The sequence below is a fragment of the Thermoflavimicrobium dichotomicum genome, from assembly GCF_900114055.1.
Lineage (GTDB): Bacteria > Bacillota > Bacilli > Thermoactinomycetales > Thermoactinomycetaceae > Thermoflavimicrobium > Thermoflavimicrobium dichotomicum.
The window spans coordinates 77563-96323 of sequence record NZ_FORR01000013.1; the positions used below are offsets into that span (position 1 = coordinate 77563).

Genomic DNA, 18761 nt, shown 5'->3' on the forward strand with positions numbered 1-18761 from the left:
ATTGGGAAAAGGCCCCTCTTCTTTTAGATGGAAATCGATCAGAGTGATTGAACGATTTTTATTCTCCTTTATACTAGATTTTATAGTTATTTTATATAAAAATATCATATTGTTAGTTTTAGTAAGAGAAGATGGAAGAGTTTTTGTACAGGTACCTGGAACAGTAGCTAGTCATAGGAGGATGAATGGATGATTTCGCTTGAAGAGAGAGAGAAAATCTATCGGGCTCTGGAAGAAGAAAGAGAGCCTGTCATTCAATTATTTCAACGGGCTTTTTCTTTTCCCTATACGCCAGATACAGAAGTGATTTTGGTATATGTTGGAAACCGTTTGTTTGATTTTGAGATGAGTGTACGTCCATGTACGAGCTTGCCCCTGTTTGATCTGGTGCCTTATCGTTATGAAGAAAATGGTGAACCGGTTTATGAAATTGAAGAATTGAAGCTAAAAAAATTTCGCTGTGATACATATTTGGATGAGAGTAGAAGATATGATGTTCGTTATGCTGAAAAAGTTCGGCCTCTTTTTGCCAACTGGTTAAGTGACTTATTGCGGAGTGTTTCTGGATATCATCGCTTTCCTTATCCGATTTATCTGTCGTTCAGTGCGGATTATCCCCACTATTACAATTTGAGAACGAAAAAGTTTGTGAAGTATAAAGTTTCACAAGAAGACCAAAGAAAAATCATTGAAGCTTTCCAGTATGTTGAAGATGAAATAACACGGTCATTTCAGGAGCTTTTTACTTACTCTTACACCAGAGAAACGGAAGCGATTTTGCTGGAAGCCAAGTTTGACCAAATTTATGGATTTTCATTTGATTTCAAACCGATTACCAACCAGTTAAAAGAAGTGCCTCTTTATTATGACCGCTCGGGAAAACCGGTATTTGGCTATTTACATATGGGAACAGAGATTCATTTTGAGAAATTTTTGGATGTGAATGCGATTATCCATCAGGATTTGGATGCCGTTTATAGTGTGATTATGGAGAGATTGTTTGTCAAATGGTTAGGTAAATTTTTGAAAACGGTAAAAGGATATCGCTCCTTTCCATATCCCATTTATTTTACGCATGAAAGCCTGTATCCTCATTATTATGATATACGGACAGGCAAGTTAAAAAAAATGGAAGGGATTTAGATATTCGAAATCGATGAATAGGCACGTTCGGTATAAAAAAGACCAGTTTGCACTACAAACACATCCCGATGACATATTTAACTAGATCACATGAATACACTGTCCATAAAGGACAAGTGAAAGAGGGGATCGAATTGTCACCGCCACGAATTATGCAATGGCTGGTTTTCATAGGGATGTGTTTTTTTACTTTTTTACCAATGGCTCAGGCGAATGAAGGGTTTCATGAACAAAGTGAAGAATGGTCCAAAAAAGCCTTGCAAATATCGAAATGGATTGAACAGAGAGAATTTCGTCTTGCCAAAGAAGAGTTAACCCAGTTGGCTACCCAGTTTGCTACTGCTGATTTTTCAAATAAAAAGTTGAATGTTGCGGCAATTCGTGCATTATCTGAGGCGATCCTGGATGTAGAGCACGAATTGAATCGAGTCATGTTGAATGAGGCGAAATTGAAGAAAGCAGCGATTCGTTTGTCGATTGCTTTTGATGCGATGTCACATTCCCATCAGCCGTTATGGAAGCAATACTATGACTCTTTTAAAAATCAATTGCAAAGATTGAAAAAGACATTGGCTGACAGGAATCAGGGAAAAATCAGACAGCAAATCGAACAGTTCGCACAAGACTATGACATCATTCGCCCTGCACTGATTATCGCCAAAAGCGAACAGACGGTACAGAAGCTCGATTCATTGTTTACAGCCTTGAGGAAAACAGAAGATCAGGAATTGATGAAGGCGAGTATCGAGGAATTGGACCGGATTCTTTATCCGCTCTTTTTTGGAACAGAAAAAGATGTGATGGCGGTCATTGCACCCTTTGGAAGTTTGCCATTCTATTGGATTCTTTGTTGGATAAGTGGATTTATCATTTTGGTTCTTTCTTATGTAGGATGGCGAAAATATCAGAGTGAAGAGGTAATGCAAAAAGCCTAGCTGATTGGACCGACTCTCTGAACGTGGAGGAGAGTTGGTTTTTTTATGGGCGTGAGATCAGACACCGGCAAGAAACCCGGTCTCCAAGGTTAGAAGTTTTTTTAAAAGTCAATCAAGTTACAAATTGATTTGGGCACCCGCTCCGTTTTTCCGACTCGTTCCGACTGCGCCCTACAAGGAAGTATCTCAGGGCCGCTCCGAAGCGGAAGCGAAAGAAGCGGGCAAAATACGCTGCCGCTTCAGTGGATATTGCCCGCTTTTTTAATTTTTCGCTTCCGCCTCTCCGCCGGGTAGGGCTCGTAAGTCACTCGCTTGGAAAAACTCCGCTTGTTATGTAGTTGCGTATGAATATAGTTTTAAAATAGAACAGGCGCAGGAGTTTGAAAAAGATCCTTAGCTTTTGGCGATTTTTTCGGAGCCGATTTTTTCAAAAGTGAATCCTTCACCCAATACATCCCGTGCATCATGAACGACGACAAAAGCATCTGGATCGAGCTGATGGACAATTTGTTTGAGTTTGGGCAACTCGTTTGGCTGGACGACAACGTAAAGTACTTCTTTTTCAGAACCGGTATAAGCACCCTGACCTTTTAAAATCGTGACTCCGCGTTCCATCTTTTGTGTAATTTCCTGGGCCAGTTCTTTGGCATGATTGGAAATAATGGTGGCAGCCTTGGACGCATTCAACCCTTCGACTACGAAATCAACTACACGTGCTCCTACAAAGACAGAAACCAGGGTATACATCGCCATGTCCAGGCTGATGACAAACACGGAAGAAGCGATTACGGCGAAATCAAACAGAAACATGGTCCGTCCGATGCTCCATCCAACATAACGATTCACGAGCCGGGCGATGATATCGACTCCCCCGGTCGTTCCGCCTGTTCTGAAAATTAGCCCTAATCCAACGCCAACAAGAACACCCGTATAAAGAGCATTGAGCAGCAGATCATTCAGAGGCGTGCCAATATTTTTGGTCAGATTCAGGAACACAGACACGGCTGTGGTGGCGATAATGGTATAAACAAAAGTCTGTTTGCCAAATACTTTATAACCGATGAAGAAAAGAGGAAGATTGAGAAGAAATACGATGGTTCCGGCATCCCAGCCAAATTTATAGTGCAAGAGCATGGAAATACCTGTAAATCCACCCTCTGCGAGTTTGCTAGGTATGGCAAAATAGTTGATCCCAATTGAAAAGATGAGACTGCCGATGAGAATGATGATAATATTTTTAGTGTGTAGATAAAATTTGTTTTTCATAGAACTTCTCCTCTTTTCCTTATCTTTTCAATCCTGATATATTATACATTTCTGGATCTGTCCCTTTCAATGCGTTAATGATTGAGATTGAAATAAGGATCAGTTAACATGAAAAATAGTAAGGAGGTTTCCTTTGATGGCTGGAAAAACACTCAAACAGATCCAGGAAGAAGTGGATCAATATATCAGTCAATTTAAAGAAGGCTATTTCCATCCTCTGTCCATGTTGGCGCGCATGACGGAAGAAGTGGGTGAACTAGCACGTGAAGTGAATCACCGTTATGGTCAAAAGCCAAAAAAACCGGAGGAAAAGGAAAACTCGATTCAAAACGAATTAGGTGATATCATCTTTATTGTCACCTGTTTTGCCAATTCATTAAACATCGATTTGGAAGAAGCGTTTAATGAAGTAATGCACAAATATAATACCCGCGACAAGAATCGTTGGACACGGAAAGAGCAGGAAGGCGAACTCGTGTCCAAAACGCAAGACTAGGAGAGAGGGAGCAGGTTGGGAACAGCCGATCTCCCTTATGATTTTCTTTTGTGAAGTAGAAAATTCGACAATAAGAGGAGAATCAGCATCATGAGTATTCGAGTGATTGTAGCAGGCGCTAATGGAAAAATGGGACAAGAAGTTGTCAAAATGCTGCACCAGGCAGAAAATCTAAGCCTTGTATGTGGAGTGTCCCGTTCTCAAGCAGGCAAAGATGTAGGAGAAGTCGCAGGAATCGGTACATTGGGAACTCCTTTTGTCGGATCTGTTGAAGAAGCATTGAAGCAATTTCCAGCAGATGTGCTTGTCGATTTTACAACACCTCATACTGTCAAAAGGCATATGGAGCTTGCCATCCAGGCAGGTGTTCGTCCGGTTGTGGGGACGACAGGATTGTCTGAACAAGAAATGAAGGAACTGGACCAACAGTGCAGGGAAAAAGGAATTGGAGCCATTGTTGCGCCAAACTTTGCCATTGGTGCTGTATTGATGATGGTATTTGCAGCACAGGCGGCCAAATATTTGCCACATGTAGAGATTATTGAGTTGCACCATGATCAGAAGTTGGATGCTCCATCGGGAACTTCCATCAAAACAGCCGAATTGATTGCTGAGAACCGCAAAGAGATGAAGCAAGGGCATCCCGATGAAAAAGAAATCATAGCGGGGGCCCGAGGCGCCAACTATCATGGTTTCCGGGTGCACAGTGTGCGGCTGCCGGGGCTTGTTGCCCATCAAGAAGTCATGTTTGGCGGATCTGGACAGTTGTTGACCATACGACATGACTCTTTAAACCGTGAATCGTTTATGCCAGGAGTAAAGTTGGCAATTGAAAAAGTAATGGAATTAGATCGTCTCGTTTATGGATTGGAAAACATTCTTGAATTATAAAGGGGCGTGCTCGATGCGGGTATTTTCGCGTTATCCTTTACTGTTGGACGAGACACCGCTGCATCCATTACCTCGTCTGGCCGACAAGCTGGGAGTAGCTAGCTGTTGGATCAAACGGGATGACTTGACGGGGATCGCATTCGGAGGAAATAAAGTACGAAAGTTGGAATATCTGATTGGACAAGCACGTCAGGAAGGATGCAACTTGATCATTACAGGTGGAAGTCCAGGCTCGAATCATTGCCGTTTGACTGCCGCTGTGGCGAATCAGGCAGGGATGCAAACCTGGCTTTGCTTTAGCGGGCATCGTTTGGGAGAGAGGCAAGGCAATCTGTTTTTGGATGAGCTTCTGGAGGCAAAGATTTTCCTGACAGGCCAGTATGGCTCAAAAGGTTTATTGCAGGCGATGGAAGAAAAGGCGGAGGAAGCGAGACAACTGGGTTACAGGCCTTTTGTGATTCCAGTGGGCGGCTCGGTCAGTATAGGGGATTATGGTTATTATCAGGCTTGGCAGGAACTGGAGTCACAAAGAGAGAGACTGGGCCTTCCTCCTTTTGATGAAATTTATGTAGCGGTGGGGACTGGCGGAACGCTGGCTGGACTCCTTGCAGGACAAGCAGTTCATGGTCAGGATCATACAAGAATGATCGGTGTCAGTGTTTGGTTAGACCAAAAAAGCGCTAAAGAAGAAGTGCACCGACTGGCCCACGAGCTTCTGGGTGAAATCCAGGCGATGAAAGAGATTTCGCATTCTGATATAGAGGTGTTGGACCAATATATCGGTCGGAAGTATGGGGTACCATCTCCAGCTGGAAATGAAGCCATTCGTTTGTTAGCCAAACTCGAAGGTATATTTGTGGATCCCATTTATACAGGAAAAGCTCTGGCAGGAATGATTGACCATCTGAGTAAAAGAGACATGGCAAATAAACATGTCCTGTTCTGGCATACAGGAGGTACTCCGGCTCTGTTTGCTCATGTTTCTTCCTTTTTCCCTGTAGCCACTTAAAAATAAAACGGTGAGTTGGTGAGAATCGTGCATATTGCTCTTATCGCCCATGATCAGTTAAAAGAACGGATGGTTCAATTCTGTATTGCGTATCAGCCGCTTTTGGCACCACACCAACTTTATGCCACCGGGACGACCGGAACCAAAATCATGAATGCGACTGGACTGAAAATCCATCGTTTTTTATCCGGACCCTTAGGTGGCGATCAGCAGATTGGAGCACTGATCGCCCAGAACATGATGGATTTGATCATATTTTTTCGTGATCCCTTGACTGCTCAACCGCATGAACCCGATATTCTGGCCTTGCTCCGTTTAGCGGATGTTCATAATATTCCAGTGGCAACCAATATGGCGACAGCAGAGATACTGATTCGCTCGATCGAGCAAGGTGATCTGGCTTGGCGATCATTGATCCATAAAGATAGGGGGGATTGCGTATGAGTCAAGTAGATCTTCTCGTTTTTGCCGCTCATCCCGATGACGCTGAGATCGGCATCGGCGGATTATTGGCCAAACATCATGCTGCCGGTTTCAAAACAGCGATCTGTCATCTGACAGAAGCAGAACTGTCTTCCAATGGAACCGTGGAACGAAGACGGGAAGAGGCGAAAAAAGCGGCTGAAATTTTAGGTGTATCAAAGCTGATCAATCTTGGGTTTCCAGATCGGGGTCTAACCGGTTCTCCTGAACAGATCCTGCGAATTACCCAAGTGATTCGGCAATATCGCCCCCATGTTGTTTTAGCCCCTTATTATGAAGATCGGCATCCGGATCATGTCGCATGCAGCCGCATGGTGAAAGAGGCCATCTTTGATGCGGCGATTCGGAAAAAACAAACGCCAGGAAACGAACCAGCTCATCGCGTAAACCAGTTTTATTACTATTTTATCAATGATATCACCCAACCGGATCTGATTGTAGATGTGAGTGATGTATATGAACTGAAAATGGCAGCAATCAAGGCGTATGCCAGCCAGTTCAATCGACAGGAAGGAGAAATGGATACACCACTCAATCAACCTTCCTACCTGGCCATGATACAGGGACGCGATTCCATCTGGGGATATCAGATTGGAGCGCTTTACGGTGAAGGCCTGATCAGTCCGAAGCCCCTTAAAACCCAACTGTTAATTTCACGGGACCAGTGAAAGGGGTGATATCAAATGCGGATCGGAATAACCTGTTACCCTTCACACGGAGGATCGGGAGTAGTAGCGACAGAGCTTGGAAAGTTGTTGGCGGAACGTGGACACCATATTCATTTTATTACTTATGACATGCCTTTTCGGTTAGGGAATTTTCACCAAAATATCTGGTATCATGGGGTTGAAGCCAATCGTTATGCCGTTTTCAAATATCCGCCCTATGATTTATCCTTGGCAAGTCGAATGGCTCAAGTAGCCAAAACATATCAACTTGACTTATTGCATGTCCATTATGCAGTACCTCATGCCGTTGCTGCTGTTTTGGCCAAGCAGATGGTTGGCGATCATTTAAAAGTGGTAACCACTTTACATGGAACGGATATCAGCGTGTTGGGAGAAGATGAATCGCTCCGGGATATTATTTGTTTCGGTATTAATCAAAGTGATATGGTAACCGCTGTTTCTGACAGTTTGGTTCAGCTTACCGAAGAGAAACTTGCTGTGAATAAAGAAATCAAACGCATTTATAACTTTGTGGATCGGCGTGTTTTCTACCCTCGGAATGTGTCCCGATTGCGTGAAAAATATCTGCAAGCGGATGAAAAGATTTTACTCCATATATCCAACTTTCGGCCAGTGAAACGCCTGGAAGATGTTGTCGCGATATTTGATCGTGTGCAAAAAGAAGTTCCAGCCCGATTAATGCTCGTAGGCGAAGGGCCGGAAATGACCAAGGTTGTTTCGCTGGCAGAGAAATTGAACCTGACGTCCAAAATCATTTTCCTGGGTAAACAAGACGAAGTGGCACAGTTGATTTCGCTTGCAGATCTCTTGCTACTCCCATCGGAAAAAGAAAGTTTTGGTTTGGTTGCTCTGGAAGCGATGGCATGCGGTGTACCTACTGTGGGTTCAAATGCTGGCGGCATTCCAGAAGTCGTCGAACACGGGAAAACGGGATTTTTGGCTGATGTAGGAGATGTAGAGGCGATGGCGAATTATGCCATTGAATTACTTCAGAATGAATCGTTATATCATGACTTCTCGCAAAAGGGATTAGAGCGGGTAGAAGAAAAGTTTTGCGGTCAAAAAATCGCTGCTGAGTATGAGGAATTATATCAGCAGGTGATGGATAGCTAGGAAAGCGTGGAATGGAGCATGAATCCTAAACGGGAAGCAGCACTTCAGATCATGAAAAGATTGGAAGAGGCTGGGTTTGAGTCTTATTTGGTGGGAGGATGTGTTCGGGATTTTGTTCTGAAACGTCCTCCCCAAGACTATGATGTGGCGACAAATGCCTTGCCCCACAAGGTGCAGTCTTTGTTTCCGCGTACGGTTCCGACAGGGATCAAGCATGGTACGGTGACGGTCATTCATCAGGGGATCCCGATCGAGGTAACGACTTTTCGAACAGAGTCTGACTATGAAGATTATCGTCATCCAAGTCATGTCGAGTTTGTTTCTTCACTGGAGCAGGATTTGTCACGGCGAGATTTTACCATGAATGCGATGGCACAGGATCGTCAGGGGAAACTGTACGATTATTATGGAGGGCTCCAGGATATTCAGGCGAAACGAATTCGTACCGTTGGAAGTCCCTTTGATCGCTTTGAAGAAGATCCTTTGCGGATGGTACGGGCAGCACGTTTTGCTGCCCAACTGCAATTTGCATTGGATCCAAAGGTTAAGGAAGCAATGGCTAAACTCAATGACAAATGCATTCATCTCTCTGTCGAAAGAGTAGTAGCCGAACTGGAAAAAGTGTGGGCAAGCCCGGCTACATCACGGGGAATTGCTTTACTCTATGAATGTGGTTTGATAAACTACTTGCCTCCCTTTGCTGCCTGGCAAGTGCAAACGCCCACCCAGGCACAGATCGGCAAGTTTGACCAGATACCGGATCGCATCGGATGCTGGGCTTATCTGGTATATTTATGCACGGGTGGAAAAAAAGATATTCAGCATCATTTACGGCAATTGCGCCTGGCGAATCATGATGTCAAGGCGATAAAAGCCTGTTATCAGTTGGCACTTGATTGGCCCTATTCGTTAACGGAAGATGAGGGAAAAAAACTGCTGCTCAGGCATGGACTGGAGACAGGGTTAAGAGCCGTACAGTTGGCCAGAATTCTGGATAAACCATTATCTGCTTCACTGGAGCAAGATTTAACCTCATGGTGGAATGAGATGCCAGCCAAATCGTTAAAGGACCTGGCCATTTCCGGCCAGGATCTGATACAGTATCAACAGCAACCCGCAGGTCCATGGATCAAGAAAACATTGGAGTACTTATTGGAAAAAGTGGCGTTAGGGAATATTCCCAATCAAAAAGAATGTTTACTGAAGGAAGGATGTAAAGTTGGGGCAGAATATTCGTGACCGACTGCTTTCATTATTGATTCAATATCAACCGCAATTTGTCTCTGGGGAAGAGATTAGCCGTGAATTGGGTTGCAGCCGGGCGGCTGTCTGGAAACATATCGAAGAACTGCGGCAAGAAGGCTATGAGATCGAAGCAAGACCGCGTAGTGGGTATCGTCTCCTGTATCGCCCGGATCGTGTCGCACCTGAAGAGATTGCCTATCATCTTCATACGAAGAAGTTTGGGCGGGAAATCCGGTACCAGGAAGTGGTTGCTTCCACACAGATTTTGGCTCATCAATGGGCACGGGAAGGAGCAGTTGAAGGTTCCCTGGTGGTAGCTGAAGAACAAACAGAAGGCCGTGGACGTTTGGGACGCAGCTGGTACTCTCCTCCCCGATCGGGTGTATGGATGAGTTTGATTCTTCGTCCGCCCATTTTATTGACAGAAGCCTCTCATCTAACTTTGTTGGCTTCACTGGGAGTCAAGCAGGGAATCGAAAGGGTTACCGGACTTCCCATACAGATCAAATGGCCGAATGACCTGTTGGTTCATGGCAAAAAGATCTGTGGGATCTTAACCGAACTGCGTGGAGAACAGGACCAGATTCACTATGTCATTCTGGGCATGGGGATCAATGTCAATACTCCCGAAAAAAACTGGCCTGAAGAGCTGAGAGCCATTGCCACGTCACTGGCGATTGAGTTGGGAGGGCCTGTACATCGTGCCAGTCTGATTGCCGCGATTCTGGAGGAACTGGAGGAAGTGTACGATCACTATTTACAGTCCGGTTTTTCCAAAATCAAAGCGAAGTGGGAGCAATCCTCCGGGATCATCGGGAAACAGATTGTGGCTCGTACTCCACAAGGTGTGATAACAGGGATTGCTGAACATTTGAATGATCAAGGGGCTCTCATTATTCGGACGGATCGTGGGTTGGTTTCTGTACATTCTGCAGATGTTTCGTTGAAATAAAAATGATTGCATTGTATATATGATTTCGTTAATCTAAAAGTGGTAAGGTGGCATCCCATTTTTTGGAGCCACACTTACGACTTTTCTTTGTTTTATTGTGTTATATCGGATTCTGCTTCGAGCCTTTGGGACGGAGACAGAGGAATGGTTTGTATGTCAAACCTGCGCCTTTTAGTCCCGGACTGGCTAATAGGCGTTTTTATTTCTCTTTCCCAGGGTGCTCCAAAAGAAAGGGGAACCCAAATGAGTATGCAAAGAAAAAAAGTAACGACACGTACTTTGCAAAAGTGGAAACTGGCAAAAGAGCCCATTGCCATGATCACTGCCTATGACTTTCCTTCTGCCAAAATGGCGGAGCAGGCAGGGGCGGATATCATTTTGGTTGGTGACTCGCTGGGGATGGTTGTCCTTGGTTATGATTCAACCATTCCAGTGACGCTGGATGATATGATTCATCATACCAAAGCAGTCACGCGAGGGGTAAGTAGAGCCATGGTCATTACCGACTTGCCTTTTATGGTAGCGCATCTGTCCAAAGATGAGGTGCTGCGCGCAGGAGCACGTATTATGCAGGAAGCTCGTGCTTATGGAGTGAAGCTGGAAGGTGGTTCGGAAGTTTTGGAAAATGTAAAAGCGTTAACCACTGCAGGAATTCCGGTCATGGCTCATCTGGGATTGACACCCCAGTCAGTGAACCAGCTAGGCGGGTACCTGATTCAGGGAAAAGATGCCAAAAGTGCAGAGCGCATCCTGACTGAAGCCAAACGTCTGGAAGAAGCAGGTGCGTTTGCTTTGGTCCTGGAGTGTGTCCCTGAAGAGTTAGCTCGGGTAATTACCGAGTCTCTGGACATTCCGGTGATCGGGATTGGTGCAGGGCGCTTTTGTGATGGTCAGGTACTGGTATTCCACGATATCTTGCAAATGGGCGGTGAACGCATTCCGTCTTTTGTCAAAACGTATGCCCAGGTAGGCAAAACGATGGTGGACGCGATTCAGGCATATGTACAGGATGTGAAGCAACGCCGTTTTCCAGAAGAAAAACATGTCACCCATTGGTCAGAAACCATGTCTGTGGTATATGGAGTAAGTGAGGGGAAGTAAATGAAGATCATCGAAACCATTGAAGCATTGCGTCAGGAGCTGAAACCCTATCGGAATCAAACCATCGGTTTTGTTCCAACCATGGGCTATTTGCATGAAGGGCATCTGAGTCTGGTTCGGCGTGCCAGCCAGGAATGCGATATCGTGGTTATGTCGATTTTTGTGAATCCATTGCAATTTGGTCCCAATGAGGATTTAGATAGATATCCACGTGATCTTCCACGTGATGCAGCCTTGGCTGAACAGGCCGGGGTTGACTTTCTCTTCCATCCATCTGTTGAAGAAATGTATCCAAACCCCACTCTGACCCAGATCGTGGTGTCCAAGGTGACCGAACCGCTCTGTGGTGCATCACGACCGGGGCATTTTACCGGTGTGGCAACAGTTGTAGGGAAGCTGTTTCATATCGTGATGCCGGATCGGGCTTATTTCGGTTTAAAGGACGCCCAACAGGTGGCAGTTATTCAACAAATGGTCGAAGATCTGAACTTTCCTGTCACCATTGTGCCGTGTGACATTGTCCGTGAACCTGACGGTTTGGCCATGAGTTCACGCAATGTATATTTATCTCCGGAAGAACGGAAGCAGGCAGTCATTTTGTCACAAGCTCTATTTGCGGCTAAAAAAGGCCTGGAAGAAGGCGAATGGTCGACAGCTGATGAAGTGAATCGATTTGTGCGGGAAATGATTTTAACCCAACCGTTGGCCGAAATTGATTATGTAGAAACACTGGCCTATCCTTCTTTACAGCCCGTTGATGAGCTAAAGGGGCAAAAAGTCATTGTTGCGGTAGCGGTACGTTTTGGCAAAACTCGCCTCATCGATAACATTTTGCATGCGGGAGAGGAGTAAGAAAAAATGTTTCGAGAGATGATGAAATCGAAAATACATCAGGCGACAGTAACAGAAGCAAACCTCCACTATGTGGGAAGTGTAACCATCGATCAGGATATTATGGACCAGGTGGATATTCTGCCGAATGAGAAAGTGCAGATTGTGAACAATCATAACGGAGCCCGGTTTGAAACGTATGTCATTCCAGGTGAAAGAGGCAGTGGGGTTATTTGCTTGAATGGGGCGGCAGCCCGTCTGGTTCAGCCTGGAGATCAGGTGATCATCATTTCTTACATGATGGTGGATGAACAGACCGCTCGCAGCTATCATCCCAAAATCGCCATCATGGATGAGAGAAACCGGGTCAAGCAGTTAATTACGGGTGAAGTACACGGAACCGTGGTTTAATCTGATAAAAACAAACTCCTCAGTGAGCAGGATTCCACTGAGGAGTTTGTTTGTGTTTGCGTGTCCAGCAAGCCGGTATTTGTTACATCTGTGATGGATTTTGCCAGCTTGTGATTATTCACCATGTTTTTCACTTGCAAGTCTTCCAAACACCATATAAGAAAATCAGTTTAATAAAGAGCCGGTTTTCTCTATATGTAATAAATGTAAATAATGAGAAAAACAGTATAAAAATTTCTTGCAATCAGCTTGATCTGTGAGTAAACAATCTGAATGGTGACAAGAGGGTTTGTCAATGAAATAAAGTAATTGCAAAAGGGATTGTCATAGACAGGCCATACCCTAGCCGTTTTATGATCCAAGCGGAAATAAATGGAGGGGTATATTTTTATGAGCTCGAAAAGGTTCCATGAAATATTGTCAGGTTCACAAAATATTAATGTTGCGTTTATTGTTTAATTATGTAATATTGATATAATTATTTTAGATGTTTATTATATAAAAACATTCCATTAAAACAGTTTTTTATGAAATATTTTATAAGAAGCTCAGATGGACTGATAAAAAGGGGAGGATTTTAAGGAATAAGAGTTTTTTTCTGTTTATCCAGGTGGTCATGATGTCATTTGCAGGAATAAGAAGAGTAAGGAGGTCACATTGATGAAAGTTTTGCATAAGCGGCACTTATTAGAAGAGAAAGGATATAGCCGTTTTCATCTTGCAGAAGAGATCACGGATTTGGATGTGGATCTTTATCTGAAAGCGCTGGAGAAAGAGTTCGAGAATTTACCCATTGATCCTTATGCAGTAAATAAAAATCGGTATCGGCGTTATTCTCGTGCCATTATCATGCCTTGGAGCAAAAAGATCGAGTGGTTACCAAATTATCACTTAAATGGAACGCCTGTTTGTGAGTACTTCCAAGGTAGATTTAATCGGGAGTATTTAGAAGATTATCGTGCATTTGCCCCATTAAGTGATGCTGTAAAAGCAAATCCATTATTACATAGAATCATTCAATATGATTTTGAGATGACATTCTGGGATGATCGCGAACTTATTTTACCTATCCATGTGGGAGTTCATTTTGTAAAAATGCTGGCCGAAACAGATCAAGATCAATCCGTCGCTTCTCCTGATCATATTCATCAAGATGGTGAACCCTTTACATTTGTTCATTTGATTGCGCGCCGCAATGTGGCAGGTGGAATCAACACAATTGCTACGACCGAATGTGCAGGTAAGCGCCGGGAAGAAGTGGATGAACAGTTGATTATTGAAGAGTTCGAATTAAAGGAGCCTTTGGAATCCTACGGTGTTTGCGATAAAATGGTGAGTCACTATGTAAGCGCAGTGAAAAAAGGACCTGATGCTGTGCCAGGAGAAAGAAGTGCCATCTTGATTGATTATACTCCATTAATCACCTGCTTAAACTAAATAGTAAGCTGTGTAGGCTGATTCCATACTTATTAGGAAAGAGGGGATATGGATCAGCCTTTATGTTATGAGGAGAGAGAAGTCGGGTACGGTGAGCAGAATGATTCGACGAGGGTGGAGATGTGAAAAGAAATAGCCAGGATACAAAATGTTAATCACAAATAAATTAATTGTAAAAATGTACAGAAAGTGATTGCTTTTTTTTTTATTTTGGGCTATAGTGTAAGTAGTAAGTAGTAAGTAGTAAGTAGTAAGTAGTAAGTAGTAAGTTTCTTGTATTTGCCTAACACAAATTTTCATGGAGTGATGAATATGAGTAAACAGTTTACTCTTCCTGAAGAGTTGGTTTTTTTAGGTTTAGATAAAAAGATTCATCGTTTTAAGCTGGATTATCAGAGTCATAAAGAATTGTACAGTGTTGGCGCCGTTTTCATTGAGTTACTTCTGAGAGAAGTGATCAATATCGGTCAGGATGGAAAGGTTCATCTTGTTCAAGCAGATCCGACTGGCATTAGCTATTTGGATCAAGTGATCGAAGTCCTTTCTGACTCCTCGAAAGATAGAAGTTTGAAAAAGTGGATTTTATCCTTTTACTATTCCAAGAGAAATGTTCGTAAAAAAGTACATCAGTCCATCTTAGAGAGCCTGTGTGAACAAGACGTAGTGACTCAGGAAAAAGACACATTTTTGTTTATTATCCCCAAGCACAAATATGTAGCTGCCAAGCAAGAGCAAGATCGGATCATCCAGAGAATTCGAGCTGAATTATTGGAAGAGGGTCCCGTGGATGAGCAAACTGTTGCACTTAGTTTCTTGTTAAAAGAAACAAAAATGTTGAAGGAGTATTTTTCGAACTACGAACACGAACAGCTGATAAAGAGGTTAGAGGAATTAAAAGTGAAACACGAAAGTCTTCAATGGGTAAAATGGATTGAAAAAGCGATTGATGAAATTAACTTAGCGATTGCGGCGGCAGGTGCAGCAGCTGCCACTTCGTAATAAGGTGAAAGCTATGGCGCGAAGAAGAAGCTTAGAAGTTATCCAGAATGCTGAATACGTCACCATAGGTGAGCTTGTTCAGCTATCCGGAGTTCGGTACAGCACCATTAAATTTTATACAGAAGAGGGTTTACTCCCTTTTCACCAAATCGATAAGAAGATGGTAAGAAGGTATCATCGGGTCAGCGCGTTACAAAGATTGGCTGAGATCCAAGAGCTGAAACAAGAACAAGGATTAACGATTAAAGAGATTAAGGAAAAAATGTTGGAAGAAGATGGGGCAGAGGAAGAGAATTAAAGATTTTATCCCAAGATGAAGCCCTTTCATGTACCTACCCCAACCCTTGGATTGGCAGGAAACTCAGCAGTGGATCGATTAGCCACTCCCTGATCAAAAAAGGATGTTGGGGACTCTGCTCCCTATTTCTTGCAGGAAACTATCGGCAAATAACACTGATCAGAGGTGGAAACGATGAGTGAATTCGTTATTGAGACATCGAATTTAACCAAGAAGTATAAGAATCATGTCGTGGTCAATCAGTTGAATATGAGAGTAAGAAAAGGCGAAATTTATGGATTTTTGGGACCTAATGGTGCTGGAAAAACAACAACGATTCGGATGCTTTTAGGCTTGATTCGACCGACAGAAGGAGAAGTGAAGATTTTTGGTAAGGATTTGACACAGCATCGGATGTCTATTTTAGCAAAAGTGGGCTCTTTGGTAGAAACGCCTACTTACTACGGGCATCTGACCGGTTATGAAAACTTGGAAGTGGCCCGTCGTCTGCTGCGAATTGATGATGAGAAGTGCATCGATGAAGTGTTAAGCATTGTTCGGTTAACCAAGGCCAAAGATAAAAAAGTAAAAGAATATTCTTTGGGCATGAAACAACGTCTCGGCATTGCGACCGCTTTACTGAACAAGCCAGAATTGCTCATTCTTGACGAACCAACCAATGGGCTAGATCCAGAGGGGATTCGGGAAATAAGAGAGTTGATTAAACAATTACCAAAAGAGTATGAAATGACAGTCATGATATCCAGCCACTTACTCAATGAAGTAGAGCAGATTGCAACGGAAGTAGGGATTATTCATCAAGGGAATCTGATTTTCCAAGATCACATTGATGCCTTACGCAGGCAAAGCCAGGCACGTCTATGCATTTCCACAGATAAGCCGGAGGAAGCTGCGGAATTTTTGAAGGAACAAGGGATTGAAGTGATTCGGGAGGAACAAGATGAACGCTTGTATTTAACTGATTCGGCTCCAGAAGCAGCAGGAAAAATCAATCGTTTATTGGTAGAAAAAGGATTCCTTGTCTATCGTTTGGAAGAGAGAAAACGGTCGTTGGAGGACATTTTCCTGGACCTGACGAAAGAGGGGGAAAGTTTATAATGGATGCAATTTTATCGTCTGATCTTGTCAAAATGCGGCGAGCTTGGTTTTGGCGGTTAGTCTTTTTGTTCCCCCTGACAATAATCACGTTAGATCTTGGTCTCATTTTATTCAACTGGGGTGAAGTTCAAGCAGATTTAGCCAAAGGAAACCATTACTTAATCTGGGGCACCATGTGGATGATTACATATTATAGTGATTTCTTCGGCATTCACTTGCTTGTTACCTTATTGGCTACCGTTTTGGCGAATATGGAACACCAGTCTCATGCTTGGAAACTCATTTTCTCTATGCCGGTATCTCGTATGCAACTTTTCTGGACCAAATGTTTATGGCTGGTTGTCGGTGTTCTCACTTCTAGAATCGTGTTAATGCTGGGATTTTGTGTAGTGGGTTTCCTCCTTGGTGCGCAGGATTCGTTAAATTGGACCCGGCTTTTCTCCTTTACACTCTTTCCGGCGTTAGCCTCTTTTGCCTTAATGGGGGTTCAACTCTGGCTGTCGATGGTAATGAAGAATCAGTCAGTTCCGATCGTGGTGGGAGGAGTTGGAGCCATTGTTGGGATTTATGCACTTAATTTACCTGGTATCCTTGATCACAACCCTTGGTCTCTTCCTTTCCAGATTCTTTTTAATGGTTTAAATCTGGTGAATGATTTCTCTTATATAACGATGGATCCCGTTTTGGAATGGAAGTGGGTTGGTATTAGTTTAGTGATGGGTCTCATCCTTTTCCTGCTGGGGTCGTTCCATTTTGCAAACAAAGATGTGGAATAAAAGGAGGATCTCCCGTGTTCTTTGATGTGATTATTACGGATTGGATTAAGATTCGACGTTCAGTGGTCTGGTGGATTATGCTCGCTGTCCCGATTTTTATTTCCATTATTGGAGTCAATAACTATATGGAGCATCTGGATGTGTTTCAAAAAGAAAATTTGCTGGGATGGATGGGAGCATGGACTCAGGTCGAATTTCTTTATGGTATGGTGTTACTCCCTATTGTGATTAGTGTGTATGTATCTCTTCTTTGTCGTTATGAACACCTGGGGGGTGGCTGGAAGCAAATGCTCAGTTATCCGATCACGCGGACAAGTGTTTATCTATCCAAAATGGTTTGGTCGATGATTTTGGTTGGGTTGACTAATGTAGTGATGTTAGTGGTATTTTTGGCTTTGGGTTCGATATGGGGAGTACAAGGAGAGATTCCTTGGTCAACTTTCTTGACCATGATGATCAACGGTTGGATCGCTACGTTTACCTTAATTGCCATTCAGTTGTGGGTATCCACACAGTGGGATAATTTCTCCGTCCCCATTATTTTAAACTTTATCTTTGTCTTTCCTAATATCTTTATTTCGAATACCAAAATGGGAATGTTTTTTCCTTGGTCTCAACCCGTTTATGCGATGACACCCGCAGATCGCTTGGAATATGTACAACCTCTTCCTTACTTCTATTTAGCTGTATGCCTTGGATTTTTGATTTTTATCATCGGTGGGTTATGGCATTTTCATCGATCAGAAATTCGATAAAAAAGGTTGGAGGAATATCATGAGCCATACACAAACATTACAGCGTCCCTCTTGGATCAAAATCGTTTTCACTCCAAATACCGAAATGGACAAGATTGCGCATACGCAAAAAATAGTGTTACCGCTCATCCTTTTCACCCTGATTCAGGCAGCGATCTATTTCGCAATCGGTTATTTGGAACCAGGGATTCTTCAAAAAATGAAGTTCGGTACGTTTGCACCACTCACATCGGGTATCATTTTTGGTGTATATGGTTTGTTGAATGTTCCAATGACTTTGTTGCTATCTTCTTTGTGTCAAAAAATGATTGCTTACTTTGTGAAAGAAAGGTTAGAATTTAAGAAATTATTTATTTTAAACGTGTATCTTTGGATCGTGATTCTCTTTAAGTATTTATTTATCCTGGTTACGATTGTTTTCTTCCAGGGGGATTTTGCCGCGCCAGTCACAAGCCTGGCGGCTTATACCCAGTTTGAACCGGCGAAGGAAAAGTTACTCAGTGCTATTGAGTTATTTAGTATCTGGCACTTTATTCTTATCGCCATCGGGATTCACCATATTTTTCGGATTCCAAGAAAAAAAGCGTTTATTATTGCGGTGGAAGCTTATTTTGCTGAAGCAGCCATTGTTCTGCTTGTGGGGTAAATGAAAGATCATCGAACCATGAAAGCATGTAAAGGAGGTGAAGAGAAATGAATAAAGTATGGATTGGTGTGATTGTGGTCTTACTGATTTTAGCATTCTTAGTCTTTTTTGGTCCATTAGGCAGTCTGTTTTCATAATCGATCATTTCATCATTTAGGATAAATAGCAGTTAAAATGATTATTTTTA

The 18761-nt window shown here is 43.1% G+C and carries 21 protein-coding genes; 20 read left to right on the top strand and 1 reads right to left on the bottom strand.

Features of this window, described 5'->3' with window-relative positions; translation table 11 throughout:
- Positions 1-189: 189 nt before the first annotated feature.
- Positions 190-1143 (top strand): hypothetical protein, encoded by a 954-nt coding sequence (locus tag BMZ78_RS12880; RefSeq protein WP_093230844.1) that lies wholly within the window; start codon positions 190-192, stop codon positions 1141-1143.
- A 134-nt stretch (positions 1144-1277) separates the two neighbouring features.
- Positions 1278-2078 (top strand): sporulation protein YpjB, encoded by an 801-nt coding sequence (locus tag BMZ78_RS12885; protein ID WP_175482463.1) that lies wholly within the window; start codon positions 1278-1280, stop codon positions 2076-2078.
- A gap of 393 nt (positions 2079-2471) precedes the next feature.
- Here the strand turns inward: BMZ78_RS12885 and BMZ78_RS12890 are convergent, their stop codons facing one another.
- Positions 2472-3344, bottom strand: coding sequence for a YitT family protein (locus BMZ78_RS12890; RefSeq protein ID WP_093230846.1), 873 nt, complete (start codon positions 3342-3344; stop codon positions 2472-2474).
- 136 nt (positions 3345-3480) lie between these two features.
- On the opposite strand from BMZ78_RS12890, the gene BMZ78_RS12895 reads away from it, so the two are divergent.
- The 18 genes from BMZ78_RS12895 (at position 3481) to BMZ78_RS12980 (ending at position 18574) form a co-directional block, all read left to right on the top strand.
- Complete coding sequence (locus BMZ78_RS12895; protein WP_425263933.1) at positions 3481-3840, top strand: nucleotide pyrophosphohydrolase; 360 nt, start codon at positions 3481-3483, stop codon at positions 3838-3840.
- Between the two features lie 90 nt (positions 3841-3930).
- Positions 3931-4731: a 4-hydroxy-tetrahydrodipicolinate reductase gene (gene dapB, locus BMZ78_RS12900; RefSeq protein ID WP_281244571.1), complete on the top strand. Its 801-nt coding sequence runs from the start codon at positions 3931-3933 to the stop codon at positions 4729-4731.
- 13 nt (positions 4732-4744) lie between these two features.
- Positions 4745-5740 carry a 1-aminocyclopropane-1-carboxylate deaminase/D-cysteine desulfhydrase gene (locus BMZ78_RS12905; protein WP_175482464.1) on the top strand — a complete coding sequence of 332 codons (996 nt, stop codon included), beginning with the start codon at positions 4745-4747 and terminating at the stop codon, positions 5738-5740.
- Between the two features lie 27 nt (positions 5741-5767).
- Complete coding sequence (mgsA, locus tag BMZ78_RS12910) at positions 5768-6184, top strand: methylglyoxal synthase (protein WP_093230850.1); 417 nt, start codon at positions 5768-5770, stop codon at positions 6182-6184.
- The gene (bshB1, locus tag BMZ78_RS12915) at positions 6181-6891 is read left to right on the top strand and encodes a bacillithiol biosynthesis deacetylase BshB1 (protein WP_093230851.1); all 711 of its coding nucleotides are present in this window, start codon (positions 6181-6183) and stop codon (positions 6889-6891) included. Before mgsA ends, bshB1 begins: the two co-directional genes overlap by 4 nt.
- 15 nt (positions 6892-6906) lie before the next feature.
- Complete coding sequence (bshA, locus tag BMZ78_RS12920; protein ID WP_093230852.1) at positions 6907-8025, top strand: N-acetyl-alpha-D-glucosaminyl L-malate synthase BshA; 1119 nt, start codon at positions 6907-6909, stop codon at positions 8023-8025.
- A gap of 18 nt (positions 8026-8043) precedes the next feature.
- A complete protein-coding gene (locus BMZ78_RS12925; protein WP_093230853.1) occupies positions 8044-9264 on the top strand; it encodes a CCA tRNA nucleotidyltransferase in 1221 nt (406 codons plus the stop codon).
- A complete protein-coding gene (locus tag BMZ78_RS12930) occupies positions 9245-10222 on the top strand; it encodes a biotin--[acetyl-CoA-carboxylase] ligase (protein ID WP_093230854.1) in 978 nt (325 codons plus the stop codon). The genes BMZ78_RS12925 and BMZ78_RS12930 overlap by 20 nt, the downstream gene beginning before the upstream one ends.
- Positions 10223-10465: 243 nt before the next feature.
- Positions 10466-11323 carry a 3-methyl-2-oxobutanoate hydroxymethyltransferase gene (gene panB, locus BMZ78_RS12935; RefSeq protein ID WP_093230855.1) on the top strand — a complete coding sequence of 286 codons (858 nt, stop codon included), beginning with the start codon at positions 10466-10468 and terminating at the stop codon, positions 11321-11323.
- Positions 11324-12175, top strand: coding sequence for a pantoate--beta-alanine ligase (gene panC / locus BMZ78_RS12940; protein ID WP_093230856.1), 852 nt, complete (start codon positions 11324-11326; stop codon positions 12173-12175).
- A gap of 6 nt (positions 12176-12181) precedes the next feature.
- The gene (panD, locus tag BMZ78_RS12945; protein ID WP_093230857.1) at positions 12182-12565 is read left to right on the top strand and encodes an aspartate 1-decarboxylase; all 384 of its coding nucleotides are present in this window, start codon (positions 12182-12184) and stop codon (positions 12563-12565) included.
- Positions 12566-13225: 660 nt separating this feature from the next.
- Entirely contained in the window at positions 13226-14002 is a 777-nt protein-coding gene (locus tag BMZ78_RS12950) for a 2OG-Fe dioxygenase family protein (protein WP_093230858.1), read from the top strand.
- Positions 14003-14314: 312 nt separating this feature from the next.
- On the top strand, positions 14315-15001 hold the full coding sequence (locus tag BMZ78_RS12955) for a GOLPH3/VPS74 family protein (protein ID WP_175482465.1): 687 nt from the start codon (positions 14315-14317) through the stop codon (positions 14999-15001).
- A gap of 13 nt (positions 15002-15014) precedes the next feature.
- Positions 15015-15299, top strand: coding sequence for a helix-turn-helix domain-containing protein (locus BMZ78_RS12960; RefSeq protein WP_093230860.1), 285 nt, complete (start codon positions 15015-15017; stop codon positions 15297-15299).
- A gap of 174 nt (positions 15300-15473) precedes the next feature.
- Positions 15474-16397: an ABC transporter ATP-binding protein gene (locus tag BMZ78_RS12965; RefSeq protein WP_093230861.1), complete on the top strand. Its 924-nt coding sequence runs from the start codon at positions 15474-15476 to the stop codon at positions 16395-16397.
- The gene (locus BMZ78_RS12970; RefSeq protein ID WP_093230862.1) at positions 16397-17173 is read left to right on the top strand and encodes an ABC transporter permease; all 777 of its coding nucleotides are present in this window, start codon (positions 16397-16399) and stop codon (positions 17171-17173) included. Before BMZ78_RS12965 ends, BMZ78_RS12970 begins: the two co-directional genes overlap by 1 nt.
- Positions 17174-17187: 14 nt before the next feature.
- Positions 17188-17928, top strand: a complete 741-nt coding sequence (locus BMZ78_RS12975) for an ABC transporter permease (protein WP_175482466.1) — start codon at positions 17188-17190, stop codon at positions 17926-17928.
- 19 nt (positions 17929-17947) lie between these two features.
- Positions 17948-18574, top strand: coding sequence for a YIP1 family protein (locus tag BMZ78_RS12980; protein WP_093230864.1), 627 nt, complete (start codon positions 17948-17950; stop codon positions 18572-18574).
- The last annotated feature ends 187 nt before the right edge of the window (positions 18575-18761 follow it).